The organism is Amycolatopsis sp. NPDC114504 (assembly GCF_055633595.1).
Genome location: NZ_JBVKDU010000007.1, coordinates 892,894 through 914,687, shown reverse-complemented (window position 1 = coordinate 914,687; position 21,794 = coordinate 892,894). Strand labels below are relative to the sequence as shown.

General features: G+C 71.0%; 20 protein-coding genes. 13 read left to right on the top strand and 7 right to left on the bottom strand.

What is annotated here, in order from left to right:
• Window positions 1–3: 3 nt before the first annotated feature.
• Together ACZ7PG_RS50760 and ACZ7PG_RS50755 are read right to left on the bottom strand one after the other, a co-directional pair.
• Entirely contained in the window at window positions 4–969 is a 966-nt protein-coding gene (locus tag ACZ7PG_RS50760; protein ID WP_470246428.1) for a hypothetical protein, read from the bottom strand.
• A gap of 406 nt (window positions 970–1,375) precedes the next feature.
• Window positions 1,376–2,077, bottom strand: coding sequence for a Crp/Fnr family transcriptional regulator (locus ACZ7PG_RS50755; RefSeq protein ID WP_470246427.1), 702 nt, complete (start codon window positions 2,075–2,077; stop codon window positions 1,376–1,378).
• Window positions 2,078–2,253: 176 nt separating this feature from the next.
• Between ACZ7PG_RS50755 and rnhA the strand changes: the two genes are divergently transcribed.
• From rnhA to ACZ7PG_RS50730, 5 genes are all read left to right on the top strand, one after another.
• Entirely contained in the window at window positions 2,254–2,715 is a 462-nt protein-coding gene (rnhA, locus tag ACZ7PG_RS50750; protein ID WP_470246426.1) for a ribonuclease HI, read from the top strand.
• A gap of 41 nt (window positions 2,716–2,756) precedes the next feature.
• Window positions 2,757–3,137: a YchJ family protein gene (locus tag ACZ7PG_RS50745; RefSeq protein ID WP_470246425.1), complete on the top strand. Its 381-nt coding sequence runs from the start codon at window positions 2,757–2,759 to the stop codon at window positions 3,135–3,137.
• Window positions 3,137–3,556, top strand: coding sequence for a hypothetical protein (locus ACZ7PG_RS50740; protein ID WP_470246424.1), 420 nt, complete (start codon window positions 3,137–3,139; stop codon window positions 3,554–3,556). The genes ACZ7PG_RS50745 and ACZ7PG_RS50740 overlap by 1 nt, the downstream gene beginning before the upstream one ends.
• Before the next feature lie 32 nt (window positions 3,557–3,588).
• Window positions 3,589–4,821, top strand: coding sequence for a hypothetical protein (locus ACZ7PG_RS50735; RefSeq protein WP_470246423.1), 1,233 nt, complete (start codon window positions 3,589–3,591; stop codon window positions 4,819–4,821).
• A gap of 119 nt (window positions 4,822–4,940) precedes the next feature.
• The gene (locus ACZ7PG_RS50730) at window positions 4,941–8,012 is read left to right on the top strand and encodes a glycosyl hydrolase 2 galactose-binding domain-containing protein (protein ID WP_470246422.1); all 3,072 of its coding nucleotides are present in this window, start codon (window positions 4,941–4,943) and stop codon (window positions 8,010–8,012) included.
• Between the two features lie 33 nt (window positions 8,013–8,045).
• On the opposite strand, the gene ACZ7PG_RS50725 is transcribed toward ACZ7PG_RS50730, so the two are convergent.
• Window positions 8,046–9,431 carry a carboxylesterase/lipase family protein gene (locus tag ACZ7PG_RS50725; RefSeq protein ID WP_470246421.1) on the bottom strand — a complete coding sequence of 462 codons (1,386 nt, stop codon included), beginning with the start codon at window positions 9,429–9,431 and terminating at the stop codon, window positions 8,046–8,048.
• Between the two features lie 73 nt (window positions 9,432–9,504).
• Between ACZ7PG_RS50725 and ACZ7PG_RS50720 the strand changes: the two genes are divergently transcribed.
• The 4 genes from ACZ7PG_RS50720 (at window position 9,505) to ACZ7PG_RS50705 (ending at window position 13,542) form a co-directional block, all read left to right on the top strand.
• Window positions 9,505–9,912 (top strand): nuclear transport factor 2 family protein, encoded by a 408-nt coding sequence (locus ACZ7PG_RS50720; protein ID WP_470246420.1) that lies wholly within the window; start codon window positions 9,505–9,507, stop codon window positions 9,910–9,912.
• A gap of 105 nt (window positions 9,913–10,017) precedes the next feature.
• Window positions 10,018–10,848: a TRADD-N-associated membrane domain-containing protein gene (locus ACZ7PG_RS50715; protein WP_470246419.1), complete on the top strand. Its 831-nt coding sequence runs from the start codon at window positions 10,018–10,020 to the stop codon at window positions 10,846–10,848.
• 113 nt (window positions 10,849–10,961) lie between these two features.
• On the top strand, window positions 10,962–12,845 hold the full coding sequence (locus ACZ7PG_RS50710; RefSeq protein ID WP_470246418.1) for a Na+/H+ antiporter: 1,884 nt from the start codon (window positions 10,962–10,964) through the stop codon (window positions 12,843–12,845).
• Window positions 12,846–12,855: 10 nt separating this feature from the next.
• A complete protein-coding gene (locus ACZ7PG_RS50705; protein WP_470246417.1) occupies window positions 12,856–13,542 on the top strand; it encodes a histidine phosphatase family protein in 687 nt (228 codons plus the stop codon).
• 10 nt (window positions 13,543–13,552) lie between these two features.
• Here the strand turns inward: ACZ7PG_RS50705 and ACZ7PG_RS50700 are convergent, their stop codons facing one another.
• Window positions 13,553–14,017, bottom strand: coding sequence for an MmpS family transport accessory protein (locus tag ACZ7PG_RS50700; protein ID WP_470246416.1), 465 nt, complete (start codon window positions 14,015–14,017; stop codon window positions 13,553–13,555).
• Window positions 14,018–14,185: 168 nt separating this feature from the next.
• On the opposite strand from ACZ7PG_RS50700, the gene ACZ7PG_RS50695 reads away from it, so the two are divergent.
• The 4 genes from ACZ7PG_RS50695 (at window position 14,186) to ACZ7PG_RS50680 (ending at window position 18,123) form a co-directional block, all read left to right on the top strand.
• Entirely contained in the window at window positions 14,186–15,187 is a 1,002-nt protein-coding gene (locus ACZ7PG_RS50695) for a helix-turn-helix domain-containing protein (RefSeq protein ID WP_470246415.1), read from the top strand.
• A gap of 105 nt (window positions 15,188–15,292) precedes the next feature.
• Window positions 15,293–16,270 (top strand): LacI family DNA-binding transcriptional regulator, encoded by a 978-nt coding sequence (locus tag ACZ7PG_RS50690; RefSeq protein ID WP_470246414.1) that lies wholly within the window; start codon window positions 15,293–15,295, stop codon window positions 16,268–16,270.
• A 563-nt stretch (window positions 16,271–16,833) separates the two neighbouring features.
• The gene (locus ACZ7PG_RS50685; RefSeq protein ID WP_470246413.1) at window positions 16,834–17,415 is read left to right on the top strand and encodes a MerR family transcriptional regulator; all 582 of its coding nucleotides are present in this window, start codon (window positions 16,834–16,836) and stop codon (window positions 17,413–17,415) included.
• A 51-nt stretch (window positions 17,416–17,466) separates the two neighbouring features.
• Window positions 17,467–18,123: an RES family NAD+ phosphorylase gene (locus ACZ7PG_RS50680; RefSeq protein ID WP_470246412.1), complete on the top strand. Its 657-nt coding sequence runs from the start codon at window positions 17,467–17,469 to the stop codon at window positions 18,121–18,123.
• Here the strand turns inward: ACZ7PG_RS50680 and ACZ7PG_RS50675 are convergent.
• From ACZ7PG_RS50675 to ACZ7PG_RS50665, 3 genes are read right to left on the bottom strand one after another with little or no spacing between them, the layout of a single operon-like run.
• Window positions 18,105–18,749, bottom strand: a complete 645-nt coding sequence (locus ACZ7PG_RS50675) for an HAD family hydrolase (protein WP_470246411.1) — start codon at window positions 18,747–18,749, stop codon at window positions 18,105–18,107. The two genes, ACZ7PG_RS50680 and ACZ7PG_RS50675, sit on opposite strands and share 19 nt — an antisense overlap.
• Entirely contained in the window at window positions 18,750–20,693 is a 1,944-nt protein-coding gene (locus ACZ7PG_RS50670) for a S9 family peptidase (protein ID WP_470246410.1), read from the bottom strand.
• A gap of 52 nt (window positions 20,694–20,745) precedes the next feature.
• On the bottom strand, window positions 20,746–21,708 hold the full coding sequence (locus tag ACZ7PG_RS50665; RefSeq protein WP_470246409.1) for a TerC family protein: 963 nt from the start codon (window positions 21,706–21,708) through the stop codon (window positions 20,746–20,748).
• Window positions 21,709–21,794 lie beyond the last annotated feature (86 nt).

The window sequence follows — 21,794 nt, the reverse complement described above, 5'->3', positions numbered from 1 at the left end:
GCCTCAGTCCTCCCGGGGGTCGAAGGACCACTGCAGGCCGTAGCTCAGCCCCTGGTGCAGGTCGTGGAACTCGAGCGCCACCTCGCCGACGCGGTTGACCGTCAGCGCGTCCCCCGAGTCGACGCCGTCGTCGACGACCCGGCCCGGCACGCCGTTGAGCCGCCACACGCGCGGCGGCGGGTTCGCGCGGTCGAACCGGACCCGCACCGAGAACTCTTCGCAGCGGCGCAGGGGCGTCATGACGTAGTACGGCCGCAGCGACGTGCGCCGCGGCGCGAAACGGATCCCGTACTCGTGCCGCTGGCCGAGCCGCAACGGGCTGGGGAGCCGCATGACGAACTGCGCGTGGCTCACCGAAACCTGGCGCGCTTCGACGATCTCGCCGCCGAACAGGACCTCGGCGGCGATGTCCGGCACCGGGTCGCTGCCCGGCTCGGCCGGGACGCTGAACGAGAGGACCAGCTCGTCGAGTTCGTCGACCTCCGCGACGATCCGGCGCTCCTCCTGCAGGTCCGGCGGGTCGCGGTCGAGCCGGAGCACCGCCTTCGCCGACTCGGCGTACCAGCCGGCCAGCGGGTGCCGGTCACGGTCCGGCGGGGGCGCGCCGAGCAGCTCTTCGAGCCGGCGGAACGCGAGGTCGATCCGCCGGCGCGCGGTGCGCGGGTCGCGGTCCAGGACGCTGGCCAGCCACGAGATCCGCCGGTCGAGAAACTCCCCCGCGGCCTCTTCGTGCAGGCCGAGCGCCGCGAGCGCGGCCAAGCGCAGGTCTGCGGGCAGCCGGCCGCACAGCTCGGTCAGCCGCAGCACGAGCTTCTGCCGGGCGGCGGAGGGCTGGTCGGCGCCGGTGATCTCGCACGCCTCGCGCAGGCAGGGACCGATCCGCTGGTGCAGGTCGGCCGCGTCGAGCCCGCGGCCGCGGCGCAGTTCGTTCAGCTCGCGCACGAACGGGAAGGAGCTCTCCGGCCGCATCCCACCCCCTCCCGGCGCCGCGGTGAAAATGACGGTCCAGATTACCAAGAATCGGTTCCGCGCGACGGGTGACAGATCGCGGACACCCGCATTTCCGGAAATACCCGGTCGGCCGGCCCCCCACGAGCCGGCCGACCGGGCGCCGCGGGTCAGTTCGCGCCGAAGATCAGCGCCCAGATCGAGTGGCTCTCCATCACACACACCTCCTCATCGCTGCGCCCAGGCCGAGACGGGGAACGAGGAATCGCCGTGTGACGCCGGCGCGGCGGCGAAGATCCGTTGCGGATTTCACGGCAAAGCGTTCCCCGAGCTCGCTTCGAAAGGGAATCCGGCCGGTCGGCATCTGATTCTTTTCCGGCCGGAACCCAGGATCGCGCCTGGGTGGGGTCCGCTCAGAGGTCTGCTGTCACGGGCGTTGTGTGCCGTTTGGCTCAGAACGGGCGAAGGCCCGCAGGACGCGCAGCTCGCGGATGACGATCCGGCGGCGGCCGGTTTCGACGATCCCCCGCTCCCGCAGCATGCGCAACGCCCGGGCGACGGTACGCCGGGCCGCCCCGATCTGCGCGCCGATGTCCTCCTGCGAGCCCTCGATGAGCACGCCCCCGGGGACGCGCCGGCCGTGTTCCTCGGCCAGCCGGACCAGGACCACGGCGACGCGGCGGCTGACGTCGAAGGCCGCGGCGTCGACCCGGGCCGACTCGGCGCTGCGGAGCCGGGCCGCGACGGTCTTGATCGTCGCGATGGCGATCTCCGGCCGGGCGTGCAGGACGTCGACGAACTCCGCGCCGGTCAGCTGGAAGACGGTGCAGGGTTCGATCGCGCGCACCGACGCCGACCGCGGCAGTCCGGTCACGGCGGCGAGGTCGCCGAGCACCTCGCCGGGCCCGCGCAGGCCGAAGAGCACCTCGCGGCCGTCCTCGACGATCGTGGAGACGCGCACCCAGCCGGCGACCAGCACGTGGACGTGGTCGGACGGGTCGCCTTCCATGAGCACGACGTCGTTCGCGCGGAACCGGCGGCGGGTGCCCCTGGCGAGCAGGTAGTCGCGATCGGCGTCGGCGAGATAGGCCAGGAGCGCTCCCTCGGCCTTGTCGTCGTGCCCGCTCATGGCTCCCCTCCGGATCTCCACCGTACTGTGCCGTTCGTTACTGATCCGACCACAGTCACAGCCGGATGGCTTTCGTGGCAATCGCACGTACCGCTCGAGGGCCGGCCTACTTTCGGTCGGATCAGTAACGCGGCGTGGCGGGCCGGGGCGAGAGCCGGGACCGGTAGGGTCGCCGCGTGGACGTGGAGATCTTCACCGACGGCGCGTGCAGCGGGAACCCGGGACCGGGCGGCTGGGGCGCGGTGCTCCGCTACGGCAAGCACGAGCGCGAGCTATACGGCGGCGAAGCGACCCCGACGACGAACAACCGGATGGAGCTGACGGCGCCGATCCGGGCGCTGGAGACCCTGACCCGGCCGTCGCAGGTCCGCGTGTACACCGACAGCACGTACGTGCGCAACGGGATCATGCAGTGGCTGCCCCGCTGGAAGAGCAACGGCTGGCAGACGGCGGCGCGCGAGCCGGTGAAGAACGCGGACCTGTGGCAGCGCCTGGACGCGGCGGCCGGCGCCCACGAGGTCGAGTGGCTGTGGGTGAAGGGCCACGCGGGACACCCGGAGAACGAGCGCGCCGACCGGCTCGCGGTGCGCGGGGCGCAGGAAGCGCGGGAGACCGGGAAGCCGGTCAACGCGGAATAGTCCTCAGTAGACGGTCGTGGCCGCCGTGGGATGCTTTCCCCATGACTCCCGCTTCGTGCCCGTGCGGCCTCGCCGAGTCCTACGCCGCCTGCTGCGGCCGGTTCCACGACGGCGCTCTCGCGGCGCCGACCGCCGAACTGCTCATGCGGTCACGGTTCAGCGCCTTCGCCGTCGGGGACACCGCGTACCTGCTGCGCACCTGGCACCCGGACACCCGCCCGCGCCGGCTGAGCCTCGACGCCGGCCAGGAGTGGACGCGGCTGGAGATCCTCGGCCGGACGGGCGGCGGGCTGCTGCACACCGAAGGCACGGTCGAGTTCCGCGCGCACTACCGCGACCACGGCCGCGACGGGTTCATGGAGGAGAACAGCCGCTTCCGCCGCGCCGACGGCCAGTGGGTCTACCTCGACGCGGAAGCCTGATGGGCACCGCACTCGTCGGCGTGGGCGGCGCACTGCTCGGCGTGCTCGTCGGCGGCTTCCTCCAGCTGCTGCAGGCGTCGCGCAGCCGCCGGTGGCAGCGCGAAGACGCGCTCGGGAAGCTGAAGCAGGCCATCTACGCCGAGTACCTGCGCTCGATCAGCGCGAGCTACGGCCAGGCGATGGCCGGCGAGCGCAGCCACGGCGAAGACGCCCGGTTGCACGCCGCCACCGCCGAGATCGAGGTGCTGGCCGGGGCCGAGGTCTCCGGATCGGCGCGGGATCTCGCGAACACGGTGATCGAGGTGCACACGAAGATAGCCGCGGGCGACGGCGTCGAAGAGGCGACCGTCGCCGCGGTCGACACCCGGCGGCTCGCGGTGATCGCCCTCTTCAAAGCCGATCTCGGAATAACCGCGTAACGGGCCCCGACGCCGTGCTAAACAGTGCTGCGATGGGAAAACTGACGCGCCGCGCCCGGGCCAAAGCCGACTACTTCGGCTTCATCGGCGCCCGGGAGTGGCCGCTCGCCGCCTCCGGGCTGGGTGTTGTGCTCGGGGTCGTCACCCTCCTGCCGAGCGCCGTCGGGGTCGTGCTCTCCGTCGTCGCGCTCGGGCTCGGGGTCGCCACCTTCACCCGGGACGTCCGGTTGCTGCGCCGCCGCTGGGCCGGGTTCGCCTTCACCACCATCGCCGCTCCCTTCCCGACCGCCGAGCTGCCGCCGCCGTCGGCGTATCCGGCGTCGGAGTACCTCGCCGTGCCCGCTCGCGGGACCGCGCTGGTCAGCGCCGCGATCGACCGGGACCTCCGGACCGAGCGGCACACGATCACCGTCGCCGAGGAGCCGTACCGGCTGCCTCCCGCGCTCAAAGCCACCGCGCCGCACGTGCTGCCGCTGCGGGCGCGCGGGCGGCTGCTCTTCAACGGCCCGATCGTCGGCATGCGCGGCGACCCGCTGCCCGCCGCCGGCGCGCGGCCCGCGCCGATCCGGCTGCACCGGGCCCGGTTCTTCGACGCCGTCTGCTCCAACGAGCTCGGCACGCTCCGCATCACCCGCGCCGACACCGGCGAGGAGTACGACCTCCGCAAGGCCGAACTGACTGACACCGACGGCGCGCTCCGCGAGCTCGGCAGCAGCACGCTGGCCGACCTCGTCGGCGTCTCCACCGTCGCGTTCACCACCGACGGCAAGCTCGTCACCGTCCGGCAGTCGTCGCTGAACGCCGTGAGCGGGCTGCTGCTCGCGCCGTCGGGCAGCGGCTCGCTCGAGCCGCGGGACCTGCGCACGGCGGACGGCGGCTCGCGCCGGTCGCTCCACACCGCCGTTTGCGCCGGGATGGAACGTGAACTCCGCGAGGAGAGCGGCCTCAAGCCCGACGACGTCCGCGAGACCAAGCTGGTCGGGTTCGCGCGCTGGATGGAACGCGGTGCCAAGCCCGAGTTCTTCGGCGTGACCGAGCTGGCGGTCGACAGCACCGAGATCGCCGCGCGCCGCCCGGTCAGCGGCGAACGCCTCTACAGCGCCGGGCTGACGCTCTTCGACGTCGACCTCGCGGCCATCGGGGCCGCGCTGGCCGATGGTGTCCCGCTCAGCGAAGCACTTCCGCAGCGGATCTGGGAGGACGGTTCGCTGCCGCTCCTGCTGGCACTGCGCGCCGCGGCGGTGTGGCGGGCGACGCGGGTCTGACCGATTCGCCCCTGTTCTCCGGGTGACCGGACCGCTACGATCGTCCGCAATTGTTAGGAAAGTTCCCTAACGATGGTCCGCTGTCCCCCACGCCGCCGCGGTGCCTAGGAGGCGCGCTAGTGAGCTATCGGCTGAGAAGAACCCGGACCCTCGTGGCGGCGGCGGTGCTCGCCGTCGCCGTGAGCGGGGCGACCGTTCCCGCGGCGACCGGACAAGAACAGGTGCGGGTGCAGGCGACGGGCCCGGCCACCGCCGTCCCCGGCTTCCTGATCCAGACGTCGGCGCAGGTCAGCGACGACTCGGCGGTGTCGAAGCCCGGCTTCAACACCGCCGGCTGGTACCCCGTCGGCCCCCGGTCGACCGTCTACGCCGGCCTGCTGGCCAACGGCAAGTACGCCGACCCCTTCTACTCGACGAACATGAAGAACGTGCCGACCGCGGACTTCAAGGTCCCCTGGTGGTACCGCACCGACCTCACGGTCACCGACACCACCCAGCGCACCTACCTCGACTTCAGCGGCGTGCTGTCCAAGGCCGACGTCTGGGTCAACGGGACGCGGATCGCGGACAAGACCCAGGTCACCGGCGCCTACACCCGCCACGACCTGGACATCACCGCGCTCGTGAAGGCCGGGACGAACAGCATCGCGTTCAAGGTCTACCCGAACGACCCGAACAAGGACCTGTCGATGGGCTGGATCGACTGGGCGCAGACCCCGCCGGACCAGAACATGGGCATCGTGCGGGACGTCCTCGTCCGGCGCAGCGGCCCGGTGGCGCTGCGCGGTGGTCACGTCGTCACGAAGCTGACCGGGACCAGCCACGCCGACCTCACGGTGAAGGCCGACGTCCGCAACGACTCGGCGGCCGCGGTCTCCACGACGGTGTCCGGCACGGTCGCCGGGAAACCGATCAGCCAGACCGTTTCCCTGGCGGCCAAGGAGAAGAAGACCGTCACGTTCCCGGTGACCGGGATCGACAACCCGCAGGTCTGGTGGCCGGCCGGGATGGGCGGGCAGCCGCTCTACGACCTCGACCTGACGGCGAACGTCGGCGGCGCGGCGTCGGACTCCTCCCACGAGAGCTTCGGCGTGCGCCAGGTGACGGCGAACAAGAACTCCAGCGGCGGCCGGTCGTACACGATCAACGGGCGCCCGCTGCTGATCAAGGGCGGCGGCTACTCGCCGGACCTGTTCCTGCGCTGGAACGAGCAGTACGCGGCGGACAAGCTCGCCTACGTCAAGGACCTCGGGCTCAACACCGTGCGCCTGGAAGGGCACATCGAGCCGGACGAGTTCTTCGACCTCGCCGACCGGATGGGCGTGCTCACGCTGCCCGGCTGGGAGTGCTGCGACAAGTGGGAAGGCCAGGTCAACGGCGACGAGAAGGGTGACCCGTGGACGGCCGCGGACTACCCCGTCGCGAAGGCGTCGATGACCGCGGAGGCCGAGCGCCTGCGCGACCACCCGAGCGTCATCTCGTTCCTGATCGGCAGCGACTTCGCGCCCGACGCGACGATCGAGAAGAACTACCTCGACGCGCTGTCCGCCGCGGACTGGCCCACCCCGGTGGTCCCGGCCGCGTCGGCGAAGTCGTCGCCGCAGCTCGGGTCGTCCGGCATGAAGATGAACGGGCCGTACGACTACGTCCCGCCGAACTACTGGTACGACAAGGCGCACACCGACCTCGGCGGCGCGTGGAGCTTCAACTCCGAGACCAGCGCCGGGCCGGACATCCCGACGATGGACACGCTCAAGCGGATGATGTCCTCGAGCGAGCTGGACACGATGTGGAAGAGCCCGTCGACCGCGCAGTACCACCGGTCGTCGTCTTCCACGTTCGCCAACCTGAAGCTCTTCGGCGACGCGCTGACCAGCCGCTACGGCAAGCCGGCGAGCCTCGACGACTTCGTCCGGAAGGCGCAGCTGGCGCAGTACGAGAACGTCCGCGCCGAGTTCGAGTCGCACTCGCGCAACTTCAGCGACAGCTCGAACCCGGCCACCGGGATCATCTACTGGATGCTCAACAGCGGCTGGACGTCGCTGCACTGGCAGCTGTTCGACGCCTACCTCGACCAGAACGGCTCCTACTTCGGGGCCAAGAAGGCGAACGAGCCGCTGCACATCCAGTACTCGTACGACACCAAGTCCGTTGTGGTGGTCAACCACAACCACGACGCGGCGTCGAACCTCACCGCGTCCGTCAAGCTGTACAACCTCGACGGCACGGAGAAGTTCAACCAGTCGAAGGCCGTATCGGTCGGCGGCGACGGCGCGAAGACCACCGCGCTGACCATCGGTTCGGTGAGTGGCCTGTCGACGACGTACCTGGCGAAGCTGGTCCTGAGCGACTCGTCGGGCAAGGAGGTCAGCCGCAACGTCTACTGGCTGTCCACCAAGGCCGACACGCTGAACTGGGACGCCAGCGACTGGTACTACACGCCGCAGTCGGCCTACGCGGACCTGTCCGGGCTGAACGGCCTGGCCCAGGTGTCGCTGGGGTCGACCGCGACGTCGACCACCAACGGTGACGGCACCACGACGACCAAGGTGACGCTGACGAACGGCTCGTCGAACAAGGTGCCGGCGTTCTTCGTCGACGCGCACGTCCTCGGCGCGGCGAACGCACCGGTGCTGCCGGTGCGGTGGACCGACAACCAGGTCACCCTCTGGCCCGGCGAGTCGACCACGCTGACCGCGACCTACCGGACCGCGGACCTCAAGGGCGCCAAGCCGTCCGTGCGGGTCGCGGGCTGGAACACCGGGACGAAGACGATCCCGGCGGACGGCACGGTCGATCCCGGCCCGGGCGACCCGGTCGACTACCAGGCCGAGAACGCCACGATCACCAGCGGCGTCGTGGAGTCGAACCACGCCGGGTTCACCGGCACCGGGTTCGTCAACTACGACAACGCGACCGGCAGCGCGGTGGAGTTCTCGGTCAACGCGGCCGCCGCCGGCTCGGCGAACGTCGTCCTGCGGTTCGCCAACGGCACCACGGTGAACCGGCCGATGGACATCACGGTGAACGGCACCAAGGTGGCGTCCGCGGTGGCGTTCGGCGGCACGGGGAACTGGGACACCTGGCAGACGGTCACGATTCCCGTGACGCTGACCGCCGGGACGAACAAGATCAAGGCGACCGCGACGACCGCCAACGGCGGCCCGAACGTCGACAAGATCACCGTCTAGGTCCGAGCCGGGGCGGTGTCGTGCCGCCCCGGCTCAGTCCCAGAGCAGGCGCTGCTCGCGGTCCGGATCGGACACCGTCGTGGAGACGTCGTCGAAGAGGCGCGTGACGCGGTCTTCGCGGGTGTAGCGCGGCCAGCCCGGGTCGCCGGCCGCGATGAACCGGACCCACGCGTCGCACATCTCGGTCGCCATCGCCTGCATCCGCTCGGCCGGGAACGTCCGGCCGGCGAAGAGGAACCGCCAGTTCTTGTTGCGGATGTCGTCGAACACCAGCGGCAGGTCGAGGCCGTGCGGCGCGCCGAGCCCCTTCCCGCGCGGCGCGATCCGCCAGTCCAGCCGGTACATCCACGCGTCCGGCTGCTTCTCGGCGAAGCGGATCGCCGGGATCCACCAGTCCCCCGCGGTCAGGGCGCGGTTGCGGACCTGGCCTTCGGGCCAGTCGAGCAGTTCGCCGTACGCCGCGACGGCCTTCTCGATCTCGGCGGCGTCCAGCACCGTCGAGCCGACGCCCAGGAGCTTCGCGCCGCCCGACTGCAGCCAGCTGAACAGGTCTTCCTCGTCGGCCGTCGTGCCGATGAGCAACGGGACGTCGCGGACGCCGTCGATCGGGCGTTCGGGCAGCAAGTCGCCGTCGACGACCACGCGGTAGGTCACCTTGGTCCCGGAGGCCGCCGAAACCCGTTGCTGCGCTTCGAGAATCCGCTTCACGGGCAGGGTGGCGAGTTCGTCCGGCGCCGCGTCCAGTTCGAACAAAACGGCCGAAGCGATCGCCGCGCCCTCGGCGGGGGTGTGCACGACCGAGCCGACGCCGGTGCCGCTCTGCACTATCGCCTGCCGGACCAGGCCGCGCGTGGCGGGCACGGCCAGCAGCGTCCCGACGGTGCGGCCGCCGTTGGACTGCCCGGCGAGCGTCACGCGGTCCGGGTCGCCGCCGAACGCGTCGACGTTGTCCCGGACCCACTCCAGCGCGGCGACCTGGTCACGCAGCGAAAGGTTCGAGTCGGCGACGCCGGGCAGATGCAGCATGCCGAGCACCCCGAGCCGGTAGCCGACGGTCACGACGACGACACCCCGCCGCGCGAACGCGGACCCGTCGAACTGGTGCGGCGCGCCCATCACGCCACCGCCGCCGTGGATCCACACGAGCACGGCGTACGAGCCGGGTTCCGACGGCGCGTGGACGTTCAGGTAGAGGCAGTCCTCGTCGCCGGTGAAGCCCCGCCCGGTCAGCTCGGGCTGCGGCGCCCGGGCGGCCCACTTCGTCGCGTCGCGCTCCCCGGCCCAGCGTGGCGCCGGGCGGGGCGCGCAGAACCGCAGCTCCCCCACCGGCGGTTGCGCGTACGGCACGCCGAGGTACGTCCGGACGCCGTCCTGCTCGGACCCGCGCAGGGCGCCCGTCGTGATCTCCACCGTCGTCACGGACCCAGCCTAGGAGCTTGCCCTGAAGTGCGCTCCAGCGTGTTGACTGGGCCACACACACTGGGAGGGAACCATGAGCGCGTCCGAAAACAAGCAGCTCCTGAAGACGGCGTTCGACGCCTGGGGCACCGGCGACATCCGGCCCCTGATCGCCGCCATGGCCGACGACGTCACGTGGACGGTCAGCGGCCACAACAGCTGGTCCGGCCGCTTCCGCGGCAAGGACTCGGTCCGCCGCGACCTGCTCGCCCCGCTCGGCGCGCAGTTCGACGGCACCTACACCAGCACCGCGAGCCGGTTCGTCGCCGAGGACGACGTCGTGGTGGTCGAGACGCGGGGCAGCGTCGCCACGAAGGCCGGCGGACGCTACGACAACCGGTACTGCTTCGTCTTCCGGCTCGAAGGCGGCAAGATCCGCGAGATCACCGAGTACCTGGACACCCAGCTGGTCGCCGAAGCGCTCCCCGAGCTGGCCAGGTGACACGCGCCGCGAGCGGCGGGTAATGAAGCGGCGCATCCATCTGCCAGTAACCAACCAAAATGTAACGCCGCAACAGGGATCGCCGATCTCTTGAGAATGTCAAGCTTGCTAGGAACGCTGCTCGGCGTCGAGCCGACATCTCCGAAGTTGCCTCCTGAAGAGCGGCTCCTCTGGAAGCAGTCCAAGGAGCTGCGGGACGCAAAAATGACGACGCGCTACCTCCTAGTTGCTTTGATAATAGGCTTAGCGATCCTGTGGATAGCATACCCAATATTCCAAGGTACTGGAGGATTCTACTGGTCGGCTTCGCCGGCCGTGCAGGATGAGACGCGAAAGACCGTAAGCATCCTCGCCGCCGCCGGCCTTTTTCTCGTCAACACACAGCATCGGTCCACCCGGCGGTCAGCCATGACCTACTTCAAGGACCGACTTGCTGTCGAGCGCGCGAAAGCCGACCTAGAATCTTCCGAGAAAGACACCAACGACCTCTCGCTCGAGCTACTCTGGAAGCAGACGCAGAAGCGACTCGACTTCTATCATTCGGTCGCAACCGGACAAGCCGAGAAGAGCTATCTTAGCAGTCAGCGCGCCACTATGGTCGGCTTTGGCGTACTGCTGATGACGGTTGTCTTTGCCGCCATCTCTGCGTCGCTGGGCGGCGCTCTTGCGGCCGGAGCTATCGGTCTCGTTGGCGGCGCCTTGACTGCGTACTTGAGTCGAACTTTCCTCCGCGTGTATGAATCGTCCTCACAACAGATGCGTCAATATTTCGAGCAGCCGCTCTCCTTCTCCCAACATCTGGCAGCGGAGCGGCTGGTCACGATGTTGGACAACGATGCAGACCGGGCGGCTGCCGTGATGCAACTCGTGCGTGCCATCACCCGGACCGAGAGACTGTCTGACGACAACGGCGACGCAGAAACCTCTTCGAAGTAAGTCGTAGGCCGATCACTCCGCGTCACCGGTAGCCCGGGCGGCCGACGCGCCGGGCGCAAGGGGTGAGGCTGGCCAGGTGACACGCGCCGCGAGCGGCGGGTAATGATTACCCCGTGCACATAGCGGCAGAGATAGTGGCGCTGGTCGTGACGGTCCTCGTCGTCAGCGCGGTGGCGCGGCGGCTGGACTGGTCCGCCCCGCTGTGCCTGATCGTCGTCGGCGTCGGCGCGTCGTACGTCCCCGGCGTGCCCGAATATCACCTCGACCCCGAGGTCGTGCTGCTCGGTCTGCTTCCGCCATTGCTGTACTCGGCGGCCATCCAGACGTCGCTGATCGACTTCCGGAAGAACCGCTCGGCGATCGGGCTGATGTCGGTCGGGCTCGTCGTGTTCACCGCCTTCGGCGTCGGGCTGGTCGCCTGGGCCGTGATCCCCGGGCTCCCGCTGGCCGGGGCGATCGCGCTCGGCGCGATCGTCGCCCCGCCGGACGCCGTCGCGGCCAGCGTCGTCGCCCGCCGGGTCGGCATGCCGCGCAAGCTGATCCGGCTGCTCGAGGGCGAAAGCCTGTTCAACGACGCGGCCGCGCTGGTCGCCCTGCGCACGGCCATCGCCGCGCTCGCCGGCTCGGTCAGCTTCTGGCAGGTCGGCGCCGACTTCCTGCGCGCGGCCATCGGCGGGATCGTGCTCGGGCTGGTCGTCGGGTTCGTGGCCGCGTTCATCCGCGCCCGGCTGAACGAGCCGGTGCTGGACACCGCGCTGTCGTTCGCGGTGCCGTTCATCGCCTACATCCCGACCGAGGCGATCCACGGGTCCGGGGTGCTCGCCGTGGTCGTCGCCGGGCTCATCCTGGGGCACAAGGCGCCGAAGATCCTCTCCGGCTCGGCCCGGCTGGCCAGCAGGCTGAACTGGCAGACCATCGCGTTCCTGCTGGAGAACATGGTCTTCCTGCTGATCGGCCTGCAGCTGCGGCGGATCCTGTCCGAAGTCGGCGAGTCCGGGCTGTCGCTGGGCATGCTGACCTGGATCTGCGTGGCGGTGCTCGCCGCGACGATCCTCACGCGGATGCTGTGGCTCATCGGGATCGGCACCGTGAAGCGGCTGGAACGGCGGCTGCTGCCGAACCGGGCGAAGGCCAAGATCTGGCCGTGGCGCTACTCGGCGGTGATCTCCTGGGCGGGCATGCGCGGGGTCGTCACGCTCGCCGCGGCCTTCGTGCTGCCGGCCGACACCCCGCAGCGGGCCGTGCTGGTGCTCGCCGCGTTCGTCGTCGTGGCCGGCACGCTCGCCGTGCAGGGCATGACGCTGCCACCGCTGATCCGGCGGCTGCGCCTGCCGCGGCCGGACCCTGCGGAGGACGCGCTGCAGGAGGCGTCCGTGCTGCACGACATGACCACCGCGGCGCTGGCGAAGCTCGAGGAGATCCAGCAGCCGGACGACCCGCCGGAGATCATCCAGCGCATCCGCGACCGGCTGCAGAACCGCTCCGACTCCGCGTGGGAGCAGCTCGGCAGGCAGAGCGTCCTCGCCGAGACGCCCAGCGACGCCTACCGCCGCCTGCGGATCCAGCTGCTCGAAGTGGAACGCGAGCAGTTCCTGAAGGCCCGCGACGCCGGCAGCGCCGACGACGACGTCCTGCGCAAGGTCCTGGAACGGCTCGACATCGAAGAGTCCATGCTGGACCGCGACGAAGCGGAACCCGACGTCGAAGGCCGCGAACTGCGCACGCCGGCCGCGACGGCCGGTTCGTGCAAGCACCTGGCCCACGAGTGGACCGAGAAGGAACCCAGCTCGCCGGACACGTGCGCCGCCTGCGTCGAGGAAGGGACGTCCTGGGTGCACCTGCGGATGTGCCTGAAGTGCGGCAACGTCGCCTGCTGCGACTCCTCGCCGCGCCGGCACGCCACCCGGCACTTCCACGAATCCCGGCATCCGGTCATGCGGAGCTTCGAGCCGGGCGAGACGTGGCGATGGTGTTTCGTGGACAAGCAACTCGGCTAACCTCGGGGCCATGAGCACGCCCGAGCAGGAGATCGAATACCGCCAGCACCGCTTCAGCCCGCCGCCGGGGGCGACGGAGATCTTCCTGGTGCGCCACGGCGAGTCGGCTCCCGCCCGTGGCGAAAACCCGTTCGCGCTGGTCGACGGGCAGGCCGACCCGGAGCTCGCGCCCGACGGCCGTGACCACGCCCGGCGCGTCGGCGACCGGCTGGCCGGCGAGCGGATCGACGCGATCTACGTGACGACGCTGCGTCGCACGGCGGAGACCGCGGCTCCGCTGGCGGAGAAGCTCGGGCTGACCCCGGTCGTCGAGCCGGACCTGCGCGAGATCCACCTGGGCGACTGGGAGAACGGCCTCTTCCGGAAGTACACGGCCGAAGGCCACCCGATCGTCGAGCGGCTGTGGACCGAGCAGCGCTGGGACGTCATCCCGGGCGCGGAGTCCGACGAGCGGTTCGGCGCCCGGCTGCGCGGCGCGCTCACCCGGATCGCCGCCGCGCACCCGGACCAGCGCGTCGCGGTGTTCACCCACGGCGGCGTGATCGGCGAGGTGTTCGCGCAGGCCAGCCGCTCGGTCGAGCGGTTCGCGTTCCTGGGTGCCGACAACGGGTCCGTGTCGCACCTGGTGCTCCACGGCGACAACTGGATCATCCGGCGCTTCAACGACACGGCGCACCTGGCCACGCCGCTGGGCTGAGCTTCCCCTGCTAGACGGCGCAGCTGAACTGGCGTCCCGGCTCGGCGACGGTCTTCTCGGCGACGACGACCCCGTCGACGACGATCCGGCAGCGCAGCTCGCCGGGCCCGGGGTTGCGGGCGGCGATGCTGTAGAACTCGGTGCGCCCGGCCGGGCCGACGCGGGTGAACTCCGCCGACCAGGGCGTCGTCACCTCGGCCCGCTGGGCCAGCGCCGAGCCCGCGGCGGCGTAGGTGACGTCCTGGGCGCCGTGCGCGCCGAGCAGCTCGTAGACGACGGAGTGGCTCGCGGTGGCGACCGCGGCCGGCACGACGACCGGCGCGACCACCGGCTCCGCCTTGGCGGGCCCGCGCGAGGACCGGGGCACGACGAACGCCGTCACCGCGACGGCGGCGGCGAGCACGCCCAGGACGACCACGACACTGCCGGCCGCCCTGGCGCGGCCGGGGCGGTCACGGTCGGTGCGAACACCCATGGAGAGGTCTTCTCTCGTCGCGCGCACTTCCGTCGAGTGCGTCGACCTCTATCTCGCCGTGACCTCACTGCGCGTTAGCCGCTGTTCGCGAGATGTCCAACTTTCACCCAATCGGGTGCCCGGGTCCGGCCCGCGTTTTTGTCGGACCCGAGGTGCATCATCGGGGGTGTGTACGAAGAGACGGCACCCCCCGGCGCACTGGCGGGCGTGGCGCGCTGCGTGTGGCGATCGGCTTCGGCGGGACCGAAGCGGATAGTCCCCGACGGCTGCCTGGACCTGGTGGTCGGCGACGGCGGGGTGTTCATCGCGGGCCCGGACACGTCGGCGTGGTCCTCGGTGACCCGGCCGGGAGCCGAGCTCCGAGGGGTGCGGTTCACACCAGGCCGGGCGTCGGCGGTCCTCGGCGTGGCGGCGGACGAGCTGCGCGACCGCCGGGTGCCGTTGGGTGAGCTGTGGGGGCGAGCCGGGGAGGTGCTGGCGGAGAGGCTGTTGTCGGGCGATCTGACGCCGGTGCAAGCGGTTGCGTCGCGGTTGCCGGAGGTCCCACCGGCGGATCCGGCGGATCCGGCGGATCCGGCGGTGGCGGCGTTGATCGCGGAGATGGACGCGGGGGCGGCGCGGGTGTCGCAGGCGGCGGCGATGGTGGCGGGTGCGGCTGCCGTGGTCGGGCGGGGAGGTGGGGGTCCGGCGGAGGTCGCCGGAGTGCTTGCCCGGGGCGGCGTCGACCCGGCACCGATCGCGGCCGCGCTCGCCCGGCAAGGCGTCGACCCGGCGCAGGTCCAAGCGCTCCTCGCCCCGCGTGGCGCCCCGGCCAGCGTCGCTCGAACCGCGCTGCTCGACCGGCCCGACCCCACCCGAGCCGCGCCCGATGTCGCGGCCGCGCGGGTCGAAGAGCCCTTCGCCGTGAGTGAGCGGCGGCTGCGGCGGCGGTTCGTCCAAGCCGTCGGGTACGGCCCGGCCACCTACCTCCGCGTCACCCGTTTCCAGCGTGCCGTCGCGCTGGCTCCGTGCGTCGCGGGGCTGGCCGCGCTCGCCGCCGCCGCGGGTTACTCCGATCAGGCGCACCTCAGCCGCGATTGCCGGGCATTGACCGGGCTGACCCCGCGTGCCTACTTCCGCGGACCCTCCACTGTGGACGAGACGGTGCGTGATCGACTCCGTTCGGCGTAACCCGTACGGGCAACCGGAAGTGGGTCCTCACCCGAGAGGGTAAGCGGACGGTAAACGACTACCAAGAGCGCTATCCTCCCTTCGACCAGTGATCAGGGAGGGCGTGTGGCCACCATCAGCGACGTCGCGGCCAGGGCCGGCGTCTCCACGGCGACCGTGTCGCGCGCGCTCAACGGCAAGTCCACTGTGGACCCGATGCTCGCCGCGCGTGTCCAGGAGGCCGCCGCCGAGCTCGGGTATCACCCGAACGGGCTGGCGCGGAACCTCCGCCGTCAGGAGACCGCCGTCCTCGCGCTGATCATCTCCGACGTCGAAAACCCGTTCTTCACGGCCATCGCGCGCGGCGTCGAGGACCTCGCGCAGCGGTCGGGCTACTCCGTCGTGCTCTGCAACTCCGACGAGAACGAGGACAAGGAGCGGCGCTACATCGAGGTCGCGCTGCAGGAACGGGTCGCCGGGGTGGTGCTCTCGCCCACCGGCCGGTCGACGAACGTCGAGGGCCTGCGCCGCCAGGGCACGCCGCTGGTGGCGGTGGACCGCCCGCTGCCGGCCGACGCGGGCGACCAGGTCCTGGTCGACACGCGCCACGCGGCCGCCGAAGCCACGCGCCACCTGCTGGCGGGCGGTTACCGCCGGGTCGGCTGCCTGACCGGCCCCGCCGGCGTCCGCACCGCCGACGACCGCCTGGCGGGCTACGCCGACGTCGTCGGCGAGGCGAACGTCGTGTCCCGGCGCGCGGAATACCGCGCCGAGGGCGCCCGGGTGGCGGCACTGGAGCTGCTCGACGAGCCGTCCCCGCCGGACGCGCTCCTGGTCGCGAACAGCACGATGGCGATCGGAGTGCTGGAGGCGCTGTCGTCGCGCGGCCTGCGTTCGGGGCGCGACGTCGGGATCGTCTCGTTCGACGACGCCCCGTGGACGACGCTCATCGACCCCCCGCTGACGGTGGTAGCCCAACCGGCGTACGAGGTAGGCCGCGTGGCGGCACAGCTCCTGCTGGCCCGGATCACCGACAGCACCCGCGACGCGACGACCACGACGCTCGAAGCCCGGCTGATCGAGCGGAAGAGCTCCCGCCGCTGACCCGGGTGGCCACCGGTTCGCACGCCGCAAATGCCGACTCGCGTACCTGGATGGACGACTCGCGCACCCAGACAGCCGACTCGCGTACCCAAACGGACGACACGCGCACCCGGAAGGCCGACTCGCGTACCTGGAAGGCCGACACGCGCGACTGGGGGGCGACACGCGTGACTGGGGAGTCGACACGCGTGATTGAAGGGTCGACTCGCGTGATTGGAAGGTCGACTCGCCTGTGTGCGGGTGGAGCGACGTGCCTGGGGGCCGGCTCGTGCCGGGCCCCCCAGGCACGCCCCACCCCCTGTGTCCCCCATGGCCGGCGCGAACCCGCCGGATCCTGTGAGCACGGAGCGGAAATCGTTTACTCACACGGAACGTAAGGCCGGGAACGCACACTGTCAAGCCTGGACAATGTCGTCCGATGCGGTCAGACTGACCGGAAGTTGCCTACTCAACGTGTTGGGTAATGTGCGGTAAGTGTCGATCTCTGGTGAATTCACCCACAGTCAGGGCAAGAAACCGCACGAACCCGCACACGCGCGCTGTTTCGGGTTAACCTGAGCCACATGTCTGTAGCGCTGGAGAACATCCTCGCCAAGGCGGGCCTGAAGGTCGACGCGAACGAGTTCCTCACGCTCGTCGAAGACGCGGCGCGCAGACTGTCCCCGCCGAATCCGGATCCCTCGCACTACTTCTCGGCCGACCAGCGCGCCGCGCTCACCGATGTCGGCCTCGATCTCTCGCCTCGCCAAGAGGGCGAACCGGACTTCCGGGCGCGGACCGTCGCCGCCCACGCCGTCCTCGCCGAGGGTGCGCTCAGCGTCAACGAGGCCGCGAGGGCCCTCGGCGTCGACGACAGCCGGATCCGCCACCGCCTCAAGGAAGGCAGGCTGACCGGCTGGAAGGACGGCGGCTGGCGGCTGCCGGCGTGGCAGTTCGCCGGCTCGGGGGTGCTGCCCGGCCTCGAAGTCGTGCTCAAAGCCCTGCCCGAAGACCAGCCCGCGCTCGTCGTGGCCGCGTTCATGAGCACTCCGCAGGCGGACCTCGTCATCAACGAGCACCCGGCGACCCCGCGCCAATGGCTCCTTTCCGGGGGTGACCCGGACCACGTCGCCCGCCTCATCGCCACGCTCGGCTCGCCGTTCTAGGCTGGACACCCCCGAGCAAGATCACCGACAAGGACGGACCACCCCCGACCCATGGCCCGGCTCCCGCTGCCGCCCGCCCGATCCGTCCTGGTCCGGCAGCTGAACCGCGCCAATGACGTGGTGACGGTCCAGCCCACGACCAGGCTCGTACGGATCTTCACCGCGCACGGCAACCACCCCCAGCAGTGGAACTCGTTCCGCTACACCGGCCCGCTCCCGCACGGCCGGTTCGACCAGCAGTCGCCCGGCCGCGGCGGCGCGCCGGTCACCGATCCCGCGAACGGGGTCCTCTACTTCGGCCTCACGGTGCGCACCTCGGTCGCCGAGGTCTTCCAGACGAGCTCGTCGGTCGACCGCCGCACGCGCGGCCCCCGGCTGGTCGTCGTCCGCCCGACGCGCACGCTGCGCCTGCTCGACCTGACCAGCCTGTGGCCGACGCGGGTGGGTGCGTCGCAGGAGATCTCGAGCGGGCCGAAGAAACTGACGCAGTCGTGGGCCCGCGCGATCCGCGGTGCGTTCAGCGACCTCGACGGCCTCTGGTACCGCTCCTCGATGGACTCCGGCGACCCGGCGATCTGCCTGTGGGACCCGCCGGCGGGCGCGGCGCTGCCGATCGCGCCGGACGTGCTGCTGCCGCTGGACCACCCGGGCCTGGACGTCCCGCTCGGCCGGGTCTGCGAAGAGCTGAACTACACGCTGCTGAACTGAGCTTCGAGCAGCGGGACGATCGCGGTCAGGTCGCCGGAGTCGACGACGTGGGTCGCGACGGCGCGAGCCGCCGGCGAGGCGTTGAAGCCGATGCTCATCCCGACGGCGGCGAAGAGCGGCAGGTCGGACCGGCCGTCCCCGACCGCGACACACCGATCGCGCGTGACGCCGTACCGGCCCGCCTGGGCCAGCGCGAAGTCCCGCTTGCCGTACTCGTCGAGGTGCTCGGCGACGTCGCCGGTGTACCGGCCGCCGTCGGCCGAGGGCACGGGCCCGCAGTACGCGGCGAACCCGAACCGCCCGGCGAGCATACGGCCGACCGGCGTCCACGCCAGCGTCGTGAGGATCGGGCGCAGGTCGCGCTCGTGGCACCACGCCACCGTCTCGGCGATCCCCTCGACCAGCGGCAGGGACTCCAGCCGGGCCTCGATCTCGGCCTCGGCGTGCCCGGCCCAGCCGCGGGCGTCGATCACCGACGCTTCCTGGTTCGTCATCAGGCCAGCGTCGTACACCGCTTCGGCCGCGACGAGCTCGGCCTCGTGCCCCAGCACCGCGGCCACCCACGCGCACGAGCTCGGGCCGGGGGCCAGAGTGCCGTCGACGTCGAAGCAGACCAGGCCGCGCACTTACAGGTGCCGCCCCCACCACTCGAGGATCGCTTCGAAGCGCTGCACCCGGTGCCGCGGCCTACCCGACCGGGACAGCTCGTGGCCTTCGCCCGGGAACAGCACGAACTCCGCCGGTGCGCCCGCGCGCCGCAGGGCCACGAACATCCGCTGTGCCTGCTCCAGCGGGCAGCGCCAGTCCTGCTCCGAATGCGCCACCACGAACGGGATCTTGATCTGCGCGGCGTAGGACAGCGGCGAACGGTCGCGCTGGACCTCGGGGTCGGCGCCGATGTACGCGTCGACGAACGTGTAGCCGATGTCGGAGCTGCCGACCATCGAGTCCCACGCGTTGACCGCGCGCTCGCTCCACGCCGCCTTGAAGCGCTCGCCGTGGTGGGCCGCCAGCCAGCTCGTCATGAACCCGCCGTACGAGCCGCCCATGATGCCGACGCGGGAGGCGTCCAGGTCCGGCCGTTCGAGGGCCTTGTCCAGCAGTGCCAGGACGTCGTCGACGTCGACCGTGCCGAACGCGTGCGTGATCGCGTGGCCGTGGGTCTGCCCGTAGCCCGCCGACCCGCGCGGGTTGCCGAGCACCACCGCGTAGCCCGCCGACGCGTACACCTGCGCCTCGTCGAACACCGCCCAGTCCTGCTGGGTGAACGGGCCGCCGTGCACCACGCGCAGCACCGGGTGCGGGCCGTCGCCCTCCGGCAGCACCAGCCAGCCGTGCACCGGGTAGCCGTCCGGCGCCGTGGTGTCCAGCTCGATCATCGGCCGGATTCCCTTGTCGCGCAACGGCTTCGCGTAGTCCGTCAGCACCTGCGGGCCACCGTCGCGCAGCAGCACGACCTCGCCCGCGGTGTCCGGCGTGGCGATCACCGCCGCCAGCACCGAGCCCTCCAGCGTGAACGCCCGCAGCGCCGTGCGGTCCGCGTAGACCACCGGCAGGTCGGCGAGCGGGGCGTCCGCGGCGTCGACGGCCACCGCGCGCAGCTCCACCGCGCCACGGTTGCGGACGGCCACGAGGACGTCGCCCTCGCGCGGCGCCGGCGGGCCCGCCGAGGCCTCGCAGTCGACGGTTTCGATGTCGGTGAGCCGGCGCGCCTTCACCGGGCCGGCGCCGAACTCCGGCGTCGCCGCGTAGAGACCGGTCATCCCGGCTTCGTGGTGCTCCTCGAAGGACTGTCCGAAGTAGAACAGCGTGCCGTCGGCGGCGAACACCGGGCGCTCCGAGTACCCCTCGCCCCGCACGACGAGCTCGGGCTCGCCGCCCGACGCGGAGATCGCGCAGACGTCGCGGAAGTCGCTCTCGGCCGCGCCCCAGTCCGGCGGCGCGGTGAAGACGACGCGGGTGCCGTCCGGCGTCCACACCGGGCCGGTGACGTCGTACCCGTCACCGGTCAGCGGCTCCGGGTCCGCCGGGTCTTCGGTGAGGGCGTCGACGACGAACAGCCGCTGCGTGCGGTCGCGCAGGAACCCGATGTCGTCGATCCGGTAGTCCATGCGCGTGAACCGGCGCGGGGCCTCGGCGGCCGGCTCCGGCGTCTCGCCGTCGGCGTCCTCGGTCCCGTACCGCCCGGCCGAAGGCACGCGCGCGGTGAAGGCGATCCGCCGCGAGTCCGGCGCCCACACCGGCTCGCCGGCACCGAGGTGCAGCGACGTGAGCCGGCGCGCGTCACCGCCGTCGGCCGGCATGACGTGCAGCTGCGGGCTGCCGTCGGCGCCCTTGCCCTCCCCCGCGCGGAGGAACGCCACCCAGCGCCCGTCCGGGGAGATCGACGGCGCCGAGTCGCGCGGACCGTGCGTCCACGCGGACTCGCCGCCGTCGAGCGAGACGCGCCGCAGCGAGCTGTGCCCGGCGTTCGTCTTCAGATCGGGCTTCTTCAGCGCGGTGAGCAGCAGGTTCCCGCGCAGCGCGGGACGGCCGGGGGCGACGAGGTCTTCGATGTCGGCAGGACGCACGTCCTCGACCGTACCGGAAATCCTTAGCCCTGCGAACGACCTTCGTCGGGACTTACGCGGCGACCTGCTTGCGCTCGTCGCGCCGGGCCTTCGCCAGGCTCGCCACCGTGGTCACGGTGAGCACGACGATGATGACGCCGAGGGAGACCCAGTTGTTGATGTCCAGCCAGTCCGGCACGACGTGGTACTCGTGCAGGGCGTGCAGGAACAGCTTCGCGCCGATGAAGGCGAGGATCACCGCCAGGCCGTAGGTCAGGTAGACCAGCTTCGTCACCAGCCCGCCGAGCAGGAAGTACAGCTGCCGCAGGCCCATCAGCGCGAACGCGTTGGCGGTGAAGACGAGGAACGCCTCCTGCGTGATGCCGAAGATCGCCGGGATCGAGTCGACCGCGAACAGCAGGTCGGCCGAGCCGATGGCCACGATCACGAGCAGCATCGGCGTGATCATCCGCTTGCCGTTCAGCTTCACCGTGTAGTGGTGGCCGTGGTAGTCGTCGGTCACCGGGGCGAACTTGCGGACCTGCCGGGTGACGGCGTTCTCGTGGTACTCCTCATCCTCACCCTTGTTGCGCAGCATGCTGACCGCGGTCCAGACCAGGATCGCGCCGAAGAGGAAGAACACCCAGACGAACTGCGCGATCAGCGCGGCGCCGATGGCGATGAAGACGCTGCGGAAGGCCAGCGCGAGCAGGATGCCGACCAGCAGCACGCGGTGCTGGTGGATGGCGGGCACCTTGAACGACGCCATGATGATCATGAAGATGAACAGGTTGTCGACGCTCAGCGAGTACTCGGTGATGTACCCGGTGAAGAACTCGACGCCCGGCTCGTGCCCGGCGAAAAACCACACGCCCGCACCGAAGAGGACCGCGCAGGAGACGTAGAAGATCACCCAGCGAGCGGCTTCCCCCGTGGTCACTTCGTGCGGCTTGCGATCGACGATGACCAGGTCCAGTGCGATGAGCACCAGCAGGCCACCGATCGTGGCGATCCACAGCCACAGGGGGACATTCATGGAACCAGAACCTCCGGATAGTGCGCATGAGCAACTAACCGGAGGTCTCTTCCGCCGGTGAAACCACCGGCCGACGGTGCCGGGGG